10 protein-coding genes are annotated in these 15,675 nt (G+C 65.9%); 3 read left to right on the forward strand and 7 right to left on the reverse strand.

Translation table 11 applies throughout. The annotated features are described in order from the left end of the window. The first annotated feature begins 5 nt into the window (after window positions 1-5). The 3 genes from ACZ1A1_RS22825 to ACZ1A1_RS22835 are packed head-to-tail and all read left to right on the forward strand — an operon-like array spanning window position 6 to window position 3,881. A complete protein-coding gene (locus ACZ1A1_RS22825; protein WP_119256645.1) occupies window positions 6-350 on the forward strand; it encodes a sarcosine oxidase subunit delta in 345 nt (114 codons plus the stop codon). Next, entirely contained in the window at window positions 347-3,340 is a 2,994-nt protein-coding gene (locus ACZ1A1_RS22830; RefSeq protein ID WP_463621716.1) for a sarcosine oxidase subunit alpha, read from the forward strand. The genes ACZ1A1_RS22825 and ACZ1A1_RS22830 overlap by 4 nt, the downstream gene beginning before the upstream one ends. Further along, window positions 3,333-3,881, forward strand: coding sequence for a sarcosine oxidase subunit gamma (locus ACZ1A1_RS22835; protein WP_463621718.1), 549 nt, complete (start codon window positions 3,333-3,335; stop codon window positions 3,879-3,881). The genes ACZ1A1_RS22830 and ACZ1A1_RS22835 overlap by 8 nt, the downstream gene beginning before the upstream one ends. Window positions 3,882-4,053: 172 nt before the next feature. On the opposite strand, the gene ACZ1A1_RS22840 is transcribed toward ACZ1A1_RS22835, so the two are convergent. The 7 genes from ACZ1A1_RS22840 to ACZ1A1_RS22870 all read right to left on the reverse strand — a co-directional run bounded on the left by ACZ1A1_RS22840 (window position 4,054) and on the right by ACZ1A1_RS22870 (window position 15,673). Then, window positions 4,054-4,542, reverse strand: coding sequence for a MaoC family dehydratase (locus ACZ1A1_RS22840; RefSeq protein ID WP_313193159.1), 489 nt, complete (start codon window positions 4,540-4,542; stop codon window positions 4,054-4,056). Between the two features lie 119 nt (window positions 4,543-4,661). Next, window positions 4,662-6,635: a glycogen debranching protein GlgX gene (gene glgX / locus ACZ1A1_RS22845; protein ID WP_463621719.1), complete on the reverse strand. Its 1,974-nt coding sequence runs from the start codon at window positions 6,633-6,635 to the stop codon at window positions 4,662-4,664. Between the two features lies 1 nt (window position 6,636). Then, on the reverse strand, window positions 6,637-8,268 hold the full coding sequence (locus ACZ1A1_RS22850; protein WP_463621721.1) for an alpha-D-glucose phosphate-specific phosphoglucomutase: 1,632 nt from the start codon (window positions 8,266-8,268) through the stop codon (window positions 6,637-6,639). A gap of 3 nt (window positions 8,269-8,271) precedes the next feature. After that, the gene (glgA, locus tag ACZ1A1_RS22855) at window positions 8,272-9,711 is read right to left on the reverse strand and encodes a glycogen synthase GlgA (RefSeq protein ID WP_463621722.1); all 1,440 of its coding nucleotides are present in this window, start codon (window positions 9,709-9,711) and stop codon (window positions 8,272-8,274) included. A 7-nt stretch (window positions 9,712-9,718) separates the two neighbouring features. Then, window positions 9,719-10,981: a glucose-1-phosphate adenylyltransferase gene (gene glgC / locus ACZ1A1_RS22860; RefSeq protein ID WP_313193155.1), complete on the reverse strand. Its 1,263-nt coding sequence runs from the start codon at window positions 10,979-10,981 to the stop codon at window positions 9,719-9,721. A gap of 19 nt (window positions 10,982-11,000) precedes the next feature. After that, the gene (gene glgB, locus ACZ1A1_RS22865) at window positions 11,001-13,214 is read right to left on the reverse strand and encodes a 1,4-alpha-glucan branching protein GlgB (protein WP_463621723.1); all 2,214 of its coding nucleotides are present in this window, start codon (window positions 13,212-13,214) and stop codon (window positions 11,001-11,003) included. Next, complete coding sequence (locus tag ACZ1A1_RS22870) at window positions 13,214-15,673, reverse strand: glycogen/starch/alpha-glucan phosphorylase (protein ID WP_409529993.1); 2,460 nt, start codon at window positions 15,671-15,673, stop codon at window positions 13,214-13,216. Before ACZ1A1_RS22870 ends, glgB begins: the two co-directional genes overlap by 1 nt. Window positions 15,674-15,675: the final 2 nt, after the last annotated feature.

Here is a 15,675-nt window from a genome sequence, read left to right on the forward strand (position 1 = left end):
ATAAAATGCTGCTGATCTACTGCCCCTATTGCGAGGAAGAGCGCTCCGAGCTCGAATTCCGCCACGGCGGCGATGCGCATATCGCCCGGCCGACCGATATCGCTGACATCTCCGACGAGGCGTTCGAGGATTACTTCTTCCTGCGCGACAACCCGAAGGGCCTGATCTTCGAGCGCTGGCGCCATATCCATGGCTGCGGCCGCTTCTTCAATGCGGCGCGCGATACCGTCAGCGACAAGTTCTACATGAGCTACAAGGCCGGCGAGCCGAAGCCCGTCATTCCGGGCGTTTCGCCCGCCACCGAGAAAACCGTCGAAACCTATGAAGCCACGGAAGGAACCGCGAAATGAGCGGTGCTAATCGCATTGCCGGCCAGGGCCGCCTGACGCCCGCCAAGACGGCGCGTTTCACCTTCGACGGAAAGACGTTCGACGCGCTGGAAGGCGACACCGTCGCCTCCGCGCTGCTCGCCAACGGCGTTCACCTCGTCGGCCGTTCGTTCAAGTATCATCGCCCGCGCGGCATCCTTTCGGCCGGTCCCGAAGAGCCGAACGCGCTGATCGACGTGTCGCGCGACGCCGCCCGACGCCAGCCGAACGTGCGCGCGCCGGTGCAGGAAGTCTTCGACGGCATGAAGGTGGCCTCGCAGAACCGCTGGCCCTCGCTCGCCTTCGATATCGGCGGCGTCAACAACCTCATGTCGCCGTTCTTCGCGGCCGGCTTCTACTACAAGACCTTCATGTGGCCGAAGGCGGCCTGGGAAAAGCTCTACGAGCCCTTCATCCGTAGAGCCGCCGGCCTCGGCGTCGCGCCGACGGAAGAGGACCCGGACCACTACGCCAACCGCTATGCCCATTGCGACGTCCTGGTCGCGGGCGCCGGCATCGCCGGCCTTTCGGCCGCGCTTGCCGCCGCCGAGGCCGGTGCGCGCGTCATCCTGGTCGACGAGCAGCCGGAAGTCGGCGGTGCGCTGCACTACGATATCTCGGTGAAGATCGACGGCCAGAACGGCTACGACTGGGCGCAGGCGGCGGCCGCGAAGCTCAAGGCGATGGAGAACGTCACCGTCCTCACCCGCACGACGGCCTTCGGCTACTACAACCACAATTTCGTCGGCCTCGTGGAGCGCGTGACGGACCATCTCGCCCGCCCCGACAAGACGCTGCCGCGCGAGCGGCTGTGGCAGGTCCGCGCCAAGCGCGTCATCCTCGCCACCGGCTCCATCGAGCGGCACATGGTGTTCGCCAACAACGACCGGCCGGGCATCATGCTCGCTTCGGCGGCGCGCACCTATCTCAACCATTTCGGCGTCGCTGTCGGCCGCAAGGTCGGCGTCTATACGGCAAGCGATTCGGCCTATGAGGCCGCCTTCGACCTGAAGCGGGCCGGCGTCACCATTGCCGCCATCGTCGACAACCGCGAGAAGCCCGGCGAAGCCGTTCTTGCCGAGGCCCGCAAGCTCGGCATCGAGGTGCTCACCGGCCATTCGGTCGTCGACACCAAGGGGAAGCTGCGCGTCTCCTCCATGTCGGTCGCCCGCAACGGCGGCGGCTCGGCGCGGTCGATCCCGGTCGATGCGCTGCTGATGTCGGCGGGCTGGACGCCGTCCGTCCACCTCTTCTCGCAGTCGCGCGGCAAGGTCGCCTATGACGCGGCCACCGGCCGCTTCCTGCCGGGCACCTATGCGCAGGATTGCCTTTCGGTCGGCGCGTGCAACGGCACGGACGGCCTGCAGGCGACCATCGAGGAGGGGCTGGCGGCCGGCGAGCTGATGGCCCGCGCCACCGGCAACGAGGGCGGCGGCAAGGTCGAGCTTTCCGGCGAAAACGCCTTCGAATGGACCGGCGGCATGGCAGGCGCCGGCGAGGGAGCCGGCGTCGACACGACGGTCAAGGCTTTCGTCGACTTCCAGAACGACGTCTGCGCCAAGGACATCCGCCTCGCCGTGCGCGAGGGCATGCACTCGATCGAGCACATCAAGCGCTTCACCACCAACGGCATGGCGACGGACCAGGGCAAGCTGTCCAACATCCATGGCTTGGCAATCGCTTCGGAGGTGCTGAACCGCGAGATTCCGAAGATCGGCCTCACGACCTTCCGCGCGCCCTATACGCCCGTCACCTTCGGCGCGCTGATCAGCCATTCGCGAGGCGAACTGTTCGACCCGGCGCGCAAGACGCCGATGCATGACTGGGAGGAAGCGCATGGCGCGGTCTTCGAGGATGTCGGCAACTGGAAGCGCGCCTGGTACTATCCGCGCTCCGGCGAGACGATGCACGATGCGGTCAACCGCGAGTGCCGCACGGTGCGCAGCGCCGCCGGCCTGTTCGACGCCTCGACGCTCGGCAAGATCGAGGTCGTCGGTCCGGATGCCGGCACCTTCATGAACCTCATGTATACCAACGCCTGGGACACGCTGAAGCCCGGCCGCTGCCGCTACGGCATCATGCTGCGCGAGGACGGCTTCGTCTATGACGACGGCGTCGTCGGGCGTCTTTCGGAGGATCGCTTCCATGTCACCACCACGACGGGCGGCGCGCCACGCGTCATGCACCACATGGAAGACTATCTCCAGACGGAATTCCCCCATCTCAAGGTCTGGCTGACCTCGACCACCGAACAGTGGGCGGTGATCGCCGTGCAGGGCCCGAAGGCGCGCGAAATCCTCGAGCCGCTGGTCGAGGGCATCGACATCTCCAACGAGGCCTTCCCGCATATGAGCGTGCGCGAAGGCAAGATCTGCGGCGTGCCGACCCGGCTCTTCCGCATGTCCTTCACGGGCGAGGCGGGCTACGAAGTCAACGTGCCGGCCGATTACGGCCAGGCCGTCTGGGAAGCCATCTGGGCGCGGGCCGAACCGCTCGGCGCCTGCGCCTACGGCACGGAGACCATGCACGTGCTGCGCGCCGAGAAGGGCTACATCATCGTCGGCCAGGATACGGACGGCACGGTCACGCCGCACGATGCGAGCCTCAGCTGGGCCGTCTCGAAGAAGAAGACGGACTTCGTCGGCATCCGCGGCCTGAAGCGACCGGACCTCGTCAAGGAGGGCCGCAAGCAGCTCGTCGGCCTGCTGACGAAGGATCCCGGCGTGGTGCTGGAGGAGGGGGCGCAGATCGTCGCCGATCCGAACCAGCCGAAGCCGATGACCATGCTCGGCCATGTCACGTCGTCCTACTGGTCGGAGAATTGCGGCCGGTCGATCGCCATGGCGCTCGTTGCCGGCGGCCAGGCCCGCATGGGCCAGACGCTCTACGTGCCGATGCCCGACCGCACCATCGCGGTCGAGGTCAGCGACATGGTGTTTATCGACAAGGAAGGAGGACGCCTCAATGGCTGATCAAGCTCTTCGCAAGGCGCCGCTTGCCGGCCGCCACGGCGGCTCCGCCGGCGCGCGCGTCACGCCCGCCGCTCCCGCAACCCGCCTGTCGCTGCGCGCCGGCGCCGATGCCCTCGACGCCCTCTCGGCGGCCTTCGGCCTGCAACTGCCGACGCGCCCGAAGGGCTCGGCTTCGGCGAACGGCCGCCACGCGCTCTGGCTCGGCCCGGACGAGTGGCTGCTGATCGACGAGAACGGCGCGGACCTGATGGGCATCGCGTCCAGCGTTTCCGCGCTGCATTCGGCGACGGACGTGTCCCACCGCAACACGGCGATCATCGTCTCCGGCCCGGATGCGGCCGGCGCGATCGCCAGCGGCTGCCCGCTCGATCTCGGCAACGCGGTCTTCCCGGTCGGCGCGGCGGCGCGCACGGTGCTCGGCAAGATCGAGATCGTGCTGTTCCGTCCGGGCGAGGAGGATTACCGGGTCGAGTGCTGGCGCTCGTTCTCGCCCTATGCCTTCGGGCTTCTGGCGGAAGGTGCGGAGGATGCCGGGCTGTGATCTGGGCCCGGTGAGGGGCGTTGATTAAGACCCCTCTGCCTGCCGGCATCTCCCCCACAAGGGGGGAGAAGGAGGCGGCTTGCTCACCATTCAAAATGGAATGCAGAAAGAGCGGCAGGTTAAGTCCCTCCCCCTTGTGGGGAGGGATTTAGGGAGGGCCTTCCTTCACCCCCTACACATCCTCCGGCCGGTCCTTCGGATCGAACTGGATGATGGTGATCCATTCGGCCGTCAGCGCCGGCTTGCGCTCGTCCTCGATCTCGACCGAGACATTGTAGCGGATCGTCACCATGCCGGCGCCGCGGAAGCGGGCCTCGTCGAGCACGAAGCGGCCGCGCACGCGCGCGCCGCTCTTCACCGGCGTCATGAAGCGGACCTTCTCGAAGCCGTAGTTGATGCCCATCGTCTGCTCGATGATGCGCGGCACGCAGTCGAAATTCATCGCCGAAAGCAGCGAGAGGGTGAGGAAGCCGTGGGCGATGGTGCCGCCGAAGGGGGTTTCGGCCGCCGCGCGCTCGGGATCGGTATGGATGAACTGGTGGTCTTCCGTCGCATCGGCGAAGCGGTCGATCATGGTCTGGTCGACAGTGAACCAGCGGGACACGCCCAGCTCCGTTCCGACGAGGGCGGCGACATCTTTCAAATGAATATTGGCAGGCATCGGGTCTTCCATCGATCGATTCGGGTCTCTTACAGAGCATTTCCGCATTTCCGAACGCAACCGCTTCGCGCTTTTGCTGAGAATGCTCTTAGAGACGCGGTTTGTCGGGGCAATGAATTTCAATAGTTTTCGACAAAAATCTCCACCGTGCGCGCAGGGAGCGAGCCGGTCGGCAGGTGGTTGGCGGCAAGCAGGCTCACCCAACCGCGTCCTTGCGGCGGCGGCAGGGCGAGCGCCTGTTCGCCGTGTGTGCGATTGAGGGCGATTGCGAGGCGGACGGTGCGCTTCTGCTGGCGGTCGGGCGTCCTGAAAAGGACGAGAAGCGTGCCGGCGAAGGGGGCTTCCCAGTCCGCCACGGTCATTGGCGTGCCGGCCAGCGTCAGCCATTCGACATCGTTCTCACCGTTGAGGAAAGCCGTTTCGCCGAGCGCCGGGAAGCGCTTGCGGATCGCCGAGAGCATGGCGGTGTGCTCGATCAGGCCCTCGTCCAGCCGGTCCCAGTGCATCCAGGTGATGGCATTGTCCTGGCAATAGGCGTTGTTGTTGCCGTCCTGGCTGCGCCCGCCCTCGTCGCCCGCCGTCAGCATGATCGTGCCGCGGGAGAGGAAGAGGCTGGAGAGCAGGGCCTTCACGTCCGCCCGCCTTGCGGAGAGCACCATGCCGTCTGTCGTCGCGCCTTCCGCGCCGTTGTTCCAGGAATGGTTCTCGTTATGGCCGTCGCGGTTGTCCTCGCCATTCGCCTCGTTGTGCTTCACCGCATGGGAGACGAGGTCGGCCAGCGTGAAGCCGTCATGGGCGGCGAGGAAGTTGACGCTGCGGGTCCCGGTGCCGCCGTGGCGGGAGAAGATGTCGGCCGAGCCGGCAAAGGCGGTGACGAAGGGGCCGAGCCTGTGGCTGTCGCCGCGCCAGAACATGCGGGCATCGTCGCGGAAGCGGTCGTTCCATTCGAGGAAGGGTGCCGGGAAATTGCCGAGCTGGTAGCCGCCGGGGCCGATGTCCCAAGGCTCGGCAATCAGCACGCGGTCCTTGAGCAGCGGATCGGCGCAGATCTCCGCAAGCAGCGCCGCATGGGCGGAAAAGCCGTCCGCCTCGCGGCCGAGGATGGTGGCGAGGTCGAAGCGGAAGCCGTCGACGCCGGCATGACGGACGAAATGGCAAAGGCTGTCGAGCACGAGCTGGCGCACGACGGGGTGTTCGCCGGCAATCGTGTTGCCGCAGCCGGTGTCGTTGATCAATTCGCCCGGCCGGTCCGGCACGTGGCGGTAATAGGTAAGGTTGTCGAGGCCGCGCATGGAGAGCGTCGCGCCATGGCGATCGCTCTCGCCGGAATGGTTGAAGACGAGGTCGAGGATGGTGCCGATGCCCTCGGCGCGCAGCGCCGCGACGGTGTCGGCCAGCTCTTTCATGCCGCCAGGCACGAGGCGTGGGTCGAGCGCCATCAGGGCGATGGGGTTGTAGCCCCAGCTATTGGAAAGGCCGAGCGCCGGCAGGTGGCGCTCGTCGATCCAGGCGGTGATCGGCATCAGCTCCACGGCATCGACGCCGAGGCGCTTAAGGTGGGCGAGCACGGCGGGATGGGCGAGCGCGCCGACCGTGCCGCGCATCGTCTCCGGCACGTCGGGATGCAGCATGGTGAAGGCGCGCACGGCCACTTCGTAGACGAAGCCGCCGGGGCGGAAGAGCGGGGGCTTTACCGCGACCGGGCGGTCGCGGGTGACGATGGCCTTCGGCACGATATCCGCCGTGTCCGCGCCGAAGACGGCAAGCCGCCCGTCATGCACGAAGCGGCGGTCGAGTTCCCTGGCATAGGGATCGACCAGCAGCTTCGCCGGATCGAACCAGAGGCCGTGGTCGGGGGAATAGACGCCGTCGGCGCGAAAGCCGTAGCGGGTGCCGGCCACCGCGCCCTCGACGAAGACGCGGTGGAAGCCGTTCTCGTCCCGCCCCATGGTGAGGCGGGCGAGTTCCCTGTCGCCCTCGTTGTCGAACAGGCAGAGGTCGACGCGGGCGGCGTCGCGCGAATAGACGGCAAACTCCACCCCGTCCCCGGAGAGCGTGGCGCCCGGTGCGAAGGAGGGGGCGGTGAAGGCCATCTTACGTGATCACGCTCGGTTCGGTGCGGCCGGTGCGGCTCTTGATGCCGGCGATCTCGTCGGCGACGGCGATGAGGTCGGCAAGGGCTTCCTGCGTGTCGATATCGTGGCGGGCGGCGTCGGGCTCGAAGCGCTCGATATAGACGCGCAGCGTCGCGCCCGACGTGCCGGTGCCGGAAAGGCGGAAGACGACGCGCGAGCCGCCCTCGAAGAGGATGCGGATGCCCTGGTTCTTGCTGACGGACTGGTCGACCGGGTCGTGATAGGCGAAATCGTCCGCCGTCTCGACCCTGAGCGCGCCGAAGCTCCTGCCGGGAAGCGTGGCGAGCTGGTCGCGCAGGTTGGCCACCAGGCCGTTCGCGGCATCGCTGTCGACCTCCTCGTAGTCGTGGCGGGAATAGTAGTTGCGGCCGTAGGTCGCCCAGTGCTGGCGGACGATGTCGATGACGCTTTCCTTGCGCACGGCGAGGATGTTGAGCCAGAGCAGCACCGCCCAGAGGCCGTCCTTCTCGCGCACATGGTTGGAGCCGGTGCCGGCGCTCTCCTCGCCGCAGATCGTGGCAAGGCCCGCGTCGAGCAGGTTGCCGAAGAACTTCCAGCCGGTCGGCGTCTCGTAGATGCCGATACCGAGCTTTTCCGCCACGCGATCGGCCGCGCCGGAGGTCGGCATGGAGCGGGCGATGCCGGCGAGGCCCTTGGCATAGCCGGGGGCGAGATGGGCATTGGCGGCGAGCATGGCGAGGCTGTCGGAGGGCGTGACGAAGATGCCCTTGCCGATGATGAGGTTGCGGTCGCCGTCGCCGTCCGAGGCCGCGCCGAAGTCCGGCGCATCGTCGGCCATCATCGTGTCGTAGAGCGCGCGGGCATGCACGAGGTTCGGGTCCGGATGATGGCCGCCGAAGTCCGGCAGCGGCATGAAGTTGAGGACCGAGCCCTTGGTGGCGCCGAGGCGGTTTTCGAGGATTTCCTTGGCATAGGGGCCGGTGACGGCGCTCATGGCGTCGAAGACGATGCGGAAGCCGCCGGCAAGCAGGCTACGGATGGCGTCGAAATCGAAGAGCTGTTCCATCAGCTCGGCATAATCGGTGACGGGGTCGATGACCGTGACCGTCATGCCCTCGATCTCGTGGGTGCCTTCGAGGTCGAGATTGACGTCGGGGACGTCGGCGATCCTGTAGCTATCGATGGATTTGGTGCGGGCGAAGATGGCGTCGGTGATCTTCTCCGGCGCCGGGCCGCCATTGCCGATATTGTACTTGATGCCGAAGTCCTCGGTCGGGCCGCCCGGATTGTGGCTGGCCGACAGAACGATGCCGCCGAAGGCCTTGTTCTTGCGGATGACGTTGGAGGCGGCGGGCGTCGAGAGGATGCCGCCGCGTCCGACCAGCACGCGGCCGAAGCCGTTGGCGGCGGCCATCTTGATGGCGAGCTGGATCACTTCGCGGTTGTAGAAGCGGCCGTCGCCGCCGATCACCAGCGTTTCGCCGGCAAAGCCTTCCAGGCTGTCGAAGATCGACTGGATGAAGTTCTCCGCATAGTTCTTCTGCTGGAAGACGGGGACCTTCTTGCGCAGGCCCGAGGTGCCGGGCTTCTGGTCGCTGTAGGGCGTGGTCGGGACGGTCTTGATGGTCATCTTCTATACTCGCGAAAGGAGGCTGGAATAGAGGTCGGCGTAGCGCGCGGCGCTGTTCTCCCACGAAACGTCCGACTTCATGCCCTGGTTCTGTATGCGGGCCCAGACTTTCGGTTCGTGCCATGCCTTGAAGACCCGGCGCAATGCCTGGCGCAGGCCCTCCGCATTGATCGGCGTGAACTGGAAGCCCGTGGCGACGCGGGCGGAAAGGGCGGCCTCGTTGGCGTCGATCACCGTATCGGCAAGGCCGCCGGTGCGCGCGACGATGGGAATGCAGCCGTAGCGCAGGCCGTAGAGCTGGGTGAGGCCGCAGGGCTCGAAGCGTGACGGGATGAGGATGGCGTCGCTGCCGGCCTGCATGAGATGAGACAGCGGCTCGTTGTAGCCGATGACGATGCCGACATGGCCGCGATGGCGCGAGGCGGCGGCGAGCAGCGCGCCTTCCAGCCCCTGGTCGCCCGAGCCGAGCACGGCGAGCTTGCCGCCCCGCTCGACGATCCAGTCGGCGACCTCGGCGATGATGTCGATGCCCTTCTGCCAGGTGAGGCGGCTGACGACGCAGAAGATCGGCCCGTCGTCCTCGACGAGGTTGAAGCGCTCGACAAGGGCCTTGCGGTTCATCGCGCGCTTCTTCAGCGAGCCGGCGGCGAAGGAGCGGGCGATATGCGGGTCGGTCTCCGGGTTCCAGACGGCGGTGTCGATGCCGTTGACGATGCCGACGAGATCGCCGGCGCGCGCATTGATGAGGCCTTCGAGCCCCATGCCGTATTCCGGCGTCATGATCTCGTGCGCATAGGTGGGGCTGACGGTGGTGATCGACCAGGCGGTGCGCAGCCCGCCCTTGAGGAAGCCGACATCGCCGTAATATTCGAGCCCTTCGACCGAGAAGGCTTCCGGCGGCAGGCCGAGACCGGCGAAGATCTCCGGGCCGAACTGGCCCTGGAAGGCGAGGTTGTGCACCGTGACGACGGTGGGGATGTGCTGGAGGCCGGTATAGCGCATGTAGACGGCCGTCATCGCCGCCTGCCAGTCATGGGCATGCACGATATCCGGCTGCCAGCCGGGAATGAGGCCGCGGGCGATCTCGGCGCCCGCAAGCGAAAGGGCGGCGAAGCGCCGCCAGTTGTCGACGAAATCCTTACCGGTGGCATCCGTATAGGGCCCGCCCTGCCGGTCGAAGAAGCCCGGCGCGTCGAGCACGAGGATGTCGATGCCCTCGTGCGTCGCGGCGAGGATGCGGGCGGGTTCGCCGAGGAGGTCCTCGAAGGTCGCCACAACCTCGGTCTTCGCCAGCCGCTGCATGACGGCGGGATAGCAAGGCATCAGCGTGCGCATGTGCATGCCATGCCCGGCGAGTGCGATCGGCAGCGCGCCGGCGACGTCGGCAAGGCCTCCCGTCTTGATCAGCGGGAATACTTCGGATGCCACCGAAAGGATGTTCATGTCCGGGCTAGAGCTCCAGCTTGTCGATCATCGGTTGGGTGATGAGGCATATGCCGTTCTCCGAGCGGCGGAAGCGGCGTGCGTCGAGTTCCGGGTCCTCGCCGACAACGAGGCCTTCCGGGATGACGACCCGGCTGTCGATGACGACGTTTCTCAGCTGCGCGTGCCGGCCGATCATGACGTTCGGCAGGATGACGGCGCCTTCGAGGCGGGAATAGGAGTTGGCGCGCACGCCGGTGAAGAGCAGGCTGCGGTTCAGCGAGGCGCCGGAGATGATGCAGTCGCCCGAAATGAGCGAGGAGGTCGCCGAGCCGCGGCGGTTCTCGTCGTCATGCACGAACTTGGCCGGCGGCTTGATCTCGGCGAAGGTCCAGATCGGCCACGAGCCGTCGTAGATGTCGAGTTCCGGGGTGATATGCGTCAGGTCGATATTGGCCTGCCAGTAGGCGTCGATGGTGCCGACGTCGCGCCAGTAGGCCTCGCGCTCGAAATCGGAGCGCACGCAGGAGGCGGCGAAGCGGTGGGCGACGGCTTTGCCGTGCTCGACGATATAGGGGATGATGTCCTTGCCGAAGTCGCGGCTCGACGTCGGGTCGGCGGCATCGCGGCGCAGGAGGTCCATCAGGAACTTCGTGTGGAAGACGTAGATGCCCATCGAGGCGAGCGCCATGTCCGGGTTGCCGGGAATGCCCGGCGGGTCGGCCGGCTTTTCCACGAAGGCGATGATCTGGTCCTTCTCGTCGACATGCATGACGCCGAAACCGGTCGCTTCCATGCGCGGCACTTCGAGGCAGCCGATGGTGACCTGCGCGCCGGAATCCACGTGCTGCTGGAGCATCAGCTCGTAGTCCATCTTGTAGATGTGGTCGCCGGCGAGGATGACCATGTATTCGACGCCGTAGTCCTCGATGATGTCAATGTTCTGGTAGACCGCGTCGGCGGTGCCCTCGTACCACTGGGTCTCGGAGACGCGCTGGGAGGCGGGCAGGATATCGAAGCTCTCGTTTCGCTCGGGACGGAAGAAGTTCCAGCCGCGCTGCATGTGGCGGATCAGCGAATGGGCCTTGTACTGGGTGGCGACGCCGATGCGGCGGATACCGGAATTGAGCGCATTGGAGAGCGCGAAGTCGATGATGCGCGCCTTGCCGCCGAAATGGACGGCGGGCTTGGCGCGCCGGTCGGTCAGCTCCTTCAGGCGGCTGCCGCGTCCGCCTGCGAGAACATAGGCCATCGCGTCACGGGCGAGGGGTTGATTGCGCTTCTGCTCCATTGTGTCCTCCCAGCTTCTGTTATGCGTCCAGCTCGAGCATCACCGTCGCCAGCGGCGGCAGGGTGATGGCGGCGGCTATTCTTCCATTTGCGTGCTTGCGGGCCTCGACGGCGCCGCCGTTCCCCTTGCCGCTGCCGCCGTAGATCTCGGCATCGGTGTTGAGGATCTCCCTCCACCGGCCCTCCACCGGCAGCGGCACCCCGTAGTTCTCGCGATAGACGGGGGTGAAGTTGGTAATGACGGCGATCGGCTTTTCCCCCGGCGCCTTGCGCAGCCAGGCAAAGACCGAGTTCTCGCGGTCGTCGGCGATCAGCCATTCGAAGCCGTCGCCCTCGCAGTCGCGGGCATGGAGCGCGGCCTTGCGGCGGTAGGTACCGTTGAGGTCGCGCACGAGGCGGCGCATGCCTTCGTGCAGCGGATATTCCAGAAGGTTCCAGTCGAGCGAGCGGGCCTCGCTCCATTCCTGCCACTGGGCGAATTCCTGGCCCATGAAGAGCAGCTTCTTGCCGGGATAGCCCCACATGAAGCCGTAATAGGCCCTGAGATTGGCGAATTTCTGCCAGTCGTCGCCAGTCATCTTGGCGATCAGCGAGCCCTTGCCGTGCACGACTTCATCGTGGCTGAGCGGCAGCACGAAATTCTCCGTGAAGGCATAGAGCAGGCCGAAGGTCATGTCGTTGTGGTGGAACTTGCGGTGCACTGGCTCGCGCGAGAGATATTGCAGCGTGTCGTGCATGAAGCCCATGTTCCACTTGAAGCCGAAGCCGAGCCCGCCCTCGTGAACGGGGTGCGAGACCTTGGGCCAGGAGGTGGATTCCTCCGCGATGGTCAGGATGCCGGGATGGCCGCCATAGACATGGCGGTTCATGGATTGCAGGAAGCGCACGGCTTCCAGGTTCTCGTTGCCGCCGTATTCGTTGGGCACCCATTCGCCGTGCTTGCGCGAATAGTCGAGATAGAGCATCGAGGCGACCGCATCGACGCGCAGGCCGTCGAGATGGAATTTCTCCGCCCAGTAGAGCGCGTTGTTGATGAGGTAGGAGAGGACTTCGGCGCGGCCGAAATTGTAGATCGCCGTGTTCCAGTCCGGGTGGAAGCCCTGGCGCGGATCGGCATGCTCGTAGAGCGCGGTACCGTCGAAATGGCCGAGGCCATGCGCGTCGGTCGGGAAATGCGCCGGCACCCAGTCGAGGATGACGCCGATGCCGACCTTGTGGCAGCCGTTGACGAAGCGGGCAAGCCCTTCCGGCTCGCCGAAGCGGGCGGTCGGCGAATAGAGGCCCGTCGTCTGGTAGCCCCAGGACGGGTCGAAGGGATATTCGGAGATCGGCAGGAACTCGATATGGGTGAAGCCCATGTCGACGCAGTAGGGGATGAGATGGTCGGCCAGCTCGTCCCAGGTCAGGAACGCCCCGTCGCCATGGCGCTGCCAGGAGCCGGCATGGACCTCGTAGATCGAGATCGGCTGGCGGCGGGCATCGACGGAGGCCCAATGGGCAAGATGCGCCTCGTCTTCCCATTCCTGCGCAATCGGCCCGGTCGTCATGGAGGCATTGTTGGGGCGCAGTTCCGAGCGGCGGGCGAAGGGGTCGGCCTTGAGCGGCAGGACCTCGCCGTTCATGCCGACGATCTCGAACTTGTAGGCATGGCCTTCGGTAATGCCCGGCAGGAAGATCTCCCAGATGCCGGTGTCGCGCCGAAGCCGCATCGGGTTCCGCCGCCCGTCCCATTCGTTGAAATTGCCGACGACGGAGACGCGCCTGGCATTCGGCGCCCAGACGGCGAAGTGGAAGCCCTCGACGCCTTCCAGCGTCATCGGATGGGCGCCCATCTTGTCGAAGAGGCGAAGATGCGAGCCTTCGCGGATATAGTAGTCGTCCATCGGCCCGAGCACGGGGCCGAAGCTGTAGGGATCGACGACGGTCCATTCCCCGCCGGCATTGCGGGCGCGGTAGCGGACCGGCTGGAGCTTCTTCGCCGCGACCTCGCCGGCGAAGATGCCGGCCTCGGCGACCCGCGTCAGCGTGCCGATCTCCCTGCCGGAAAGCGTCTCGACCGCCACCTCGCTCGCTCCGGGCAGGAAGCAGCGGGCGACGAACGTGTCGCCAGACGCGTGAAGGCCCAGCACTGCGAACGGGTCCCAGTGCCTTCCCTCCAAGATCGCGTCGATGTCCGCCTTCGCCAGAAGCTCTGACGGTTGTTCCGTCGTGCCTTTTTTTGGCGGTGCGGTCATCAGGCTCTCCAGATTTCCGTTGCGTATTGGCGGATGGTGCGGTCGGAGGAGAACCAGCCCATGCGGGCGGTGTTCCTTATCGTCTTCGAGTACCAGGAGGGCTTGTCGGTCCAGATGGCGTCGACCTCGCGCTGGGCTTTCGCATAGGCGTCGAAATCGGCTGCCACCATGAACCAGTCGTGATTGTAGATGCCGTCGACGAGGCCGGTGAAGCGGTTGCGGTCGTCGGGCGAGAAGACGCCGGAGGAGATGGCGGCGAGCGCCTGGGAAAGCTCCCGCGACTGCTCGATGATGGCGCGGGGATTGTGCCCCTCGGCGCGCACCTTCGCCACCTCTTCGGCGGTCATGCCGAAGATGACGATGTTCTCCGCGCCGACATGGTCGCGCATCTCGACATTGGCGCCGTCGAGTGTGCCGATGGTGAGCGCGCCGTTCAGCGCGAACTTCATGTTGCCGGTGCCCGAGGCTTCCATGCCGGCCGTCGAGATTTGCTCGGAAAGGTCGGCGGCGGGCACCATGATCTCGGCGAGCGAGACATTGTAGTTGGGCACGAAGACGACCTTGAGGAGGCCGCGCACGGCCGGGTCGTTGTTGATCACCTTGGCCACGTCGTTGGCGAGCTTGATGATCAGCTTGGCATTGTGATAGCTCGGCGCCGCCTTGCCCGCGAAGAGTTTTACACGCGGCACCCAGTCCAGCTCCGGATGCGAGCGGATCTGGTCGTAGAGCGCGACGGCCTCGATGATGTTGAGGAGCTGGCGCTTGTATTCGTGGATGCGCTTGATCTGGATGTCGAACATCGCGGCGGGATCGATGCGCACGCCCATGCGGCTGCCGACGAGGTTCGCGAGGCGATTCTTGTTCTCCCGCTTGATCGCGGCGAACTTCTCCTGGAAATCCCGGTTGTCGGCGAAGGCGTCGAGCGCCGTCAGCGCCTCGGCATCGTCCATGAAGGCGTCGCCGATGGATTCGCGGATCAGCTCGAAGAGGCCCGGATTGCACTGCATCAGCCAGCGGCGAGGCGTGATGCCGTTCGTCTTGTTGTTGATGCGGTCGGGATAGAGCTTGTGCAGGTCGGCGAAGACCGTTTCCTTCATCAGCTCGGTATGCAGCGCCGACACGCCGTTGATCGAGTGCGAGCCGACGAAGGCGAGGTTGCCCATGCGCACGCGGCGCTCGCCCGATTCCTCGATCAGCGAGATGTTGCGGATGCGCTGGTCGTCGATGCCCTTTTCCTTGCGGGCCTCGATGAGGATCTTGGCGTTGATCGCATAGACGATCTGCATGTGGCGCGGCAGAAGGCGCTCGAAGAGCGGCACCGGCCAGCTTTCCAGCGCCTCCGGCAGGAGCGTGTGGTTCGTATAGGAGAAGGTGCGGCGGGCGAGATCCCAGGCGACATCGAAATCGAGGCCGTGCACGTCGGTCAGCAGGCGCACCAGCTCGGCGACGGAAACGGCGGGATGCGTGTCGTTGAGCTGGATGGCGACGGCGTCCGGCAGGGAGCTGAAATCCGGATATTGCTGGAGATGGCGGCGCAGGATGTCCTGCAGCGAGGCCGAACAGAAGAAGAATTCCTGGCGCAGGCGCAGTTCCTGGCCGGCCGGCGTGGCATCGGCCGGATAGAGTACGCGCGTTAGGCTTTCGGCCTTGTTGCTCTCGCGAAGGGCGCCGATATGGTCGCCGGCATTGAAGGCATCGAGCAGGATCGGGTCGATGGGATTGGCCGACCACAGGCGCAGCGTGTTGACGCGCTTGGCGTGCCAGCCGACGGCCGGCGTGTCATAGGCGGTCGCGATGACGCGCTCGGCGGGCTTCCAGACGAAACGCTGCTTGTCCTCGCCGATATTGATCGTCTCGACGGCGCCGCCGAAGCCGATTTCGTAGGAGCTTTCGCGGCGCTCGAATTCCCAGGGGTTGCCGTGGGCGAGCCAGGTTTCCGGCAGCTCCACCTGCCAGCCGTCCGCCATCTGCTGGCGGAAGAGGCCGTGCACGTAGCGGATGCCGTAGCCATAGGCGGGCACGTCGACCGTCGCCATGCTCTCCATGAAGCAGGCGGCGAGGCGCCCGAGGCCGCCATTGCCGAGCGCGGCATCCGGCTCCAGCTCGGCGATGACGTCGAGATCGACGCCGAGCGAGGCGAGCGCATGGCGCATCTCGTCCAGGATGCCGATATTCGTCATGGCGTCGCGCATCAGGCGGCCGATGAGGAATTCCAGCGAGAGATAGTAGACGCGCTTCGACCCGGTGGAATAGGTGCGGCGCGTGGAGTCCATCCACTTGTCGGTGATGCGGTCGCGCACGACGAGGATCGCGGCCGTCAGCCAGTCGTGCGGCTTGGCGACTTTCGGGTCCTTGCCGATACGGTACTTGAGACGTTCGAGAAGTTCTGTGGCGAGCTGTTCACGGTCCGATGATCGAGGGGCGGGGGCAAGGTCGTTGTTGGTTACCCTGTTCATCATCG

The sequence above is a fragment of the Shinella sp. R2-11 genome (assembly GCF_055330205.1).

Excerpts from the sequence above, each read along its gene's own strand:
- ACZ1A1_RS22840 (WP_313193159.1), bottom strand. The coding sequence starts at position 4,542 with ATGCCTGCCAATATTCATTTGAAAGATGTCGCCGCCCTCGTCGGAACG.
- glgX (WP_463621719.1), bottom strand. The coding sequence starts at position 6,635 with ATGGCCTTCACCGCCCCCTCCTTCGCACCGGGCGCCACGCTCTCCGGG.
- ACZ1A1_RS22835 (WP_463621718.1), top strand. The coding sequence starts at position 3,333 with ATGGCTGATCAAGCTCTTCGCAAGGCGCCGCTTGCCGGCCGCCACGGC.
- ACZ1A1_RS22825 (WP_119256645.1), top strand. The coding sequence starts at position 6 with ATGCTGCTGATCTACTGCCCCTATTGCGAGGAAGAGCGCTCCGAGCTC.
- glgA (WP_463621722.1), bottom strand. The coding sequence starts at position 9,711 with ATGAACATCCTTTCGGTGGCATCCGAAGTATTCCCGCTGATCAAGACG.
- glgC (WP_313193155.1), bottom strand. The coding sequence starts at position 10,981 with ATGGAGCAGAAGCGCAATCAACCCCTCGCCCGTGACGCGATGGCCTAT.
- glgB (WP_463621723.1), bottom strand. The coding sequence starts at position 13,214 with ATGACCGCACCGCCAAAAAAAGGCACGACGGAACAACCGTCAGAGCTT.
- ACZ1A1_RS22850 (WP_463621721.1), bottom strand. The coding sequence starts at position 8,268 with ATGACCATCAAGACCGTCCCGACCACGCCCTACAGCGACCAGAAGCCC.
- ACZ1A1_RS22870 (WP_409529993.1), bottom strand. The coding sequence starts at position 15,673 with ATGATGAACAGGGTAACCAACAACGACCTTGCCCCCGCCCCTCGATCA.
- ACZ1A1_RS22830 (WP_463621716.1), top strand. The coding sequence starts at position 347 with ATGAGCGGTGCTAATCGCATTGCCGGCCAGGGCCGCCTGACGCCCGCC.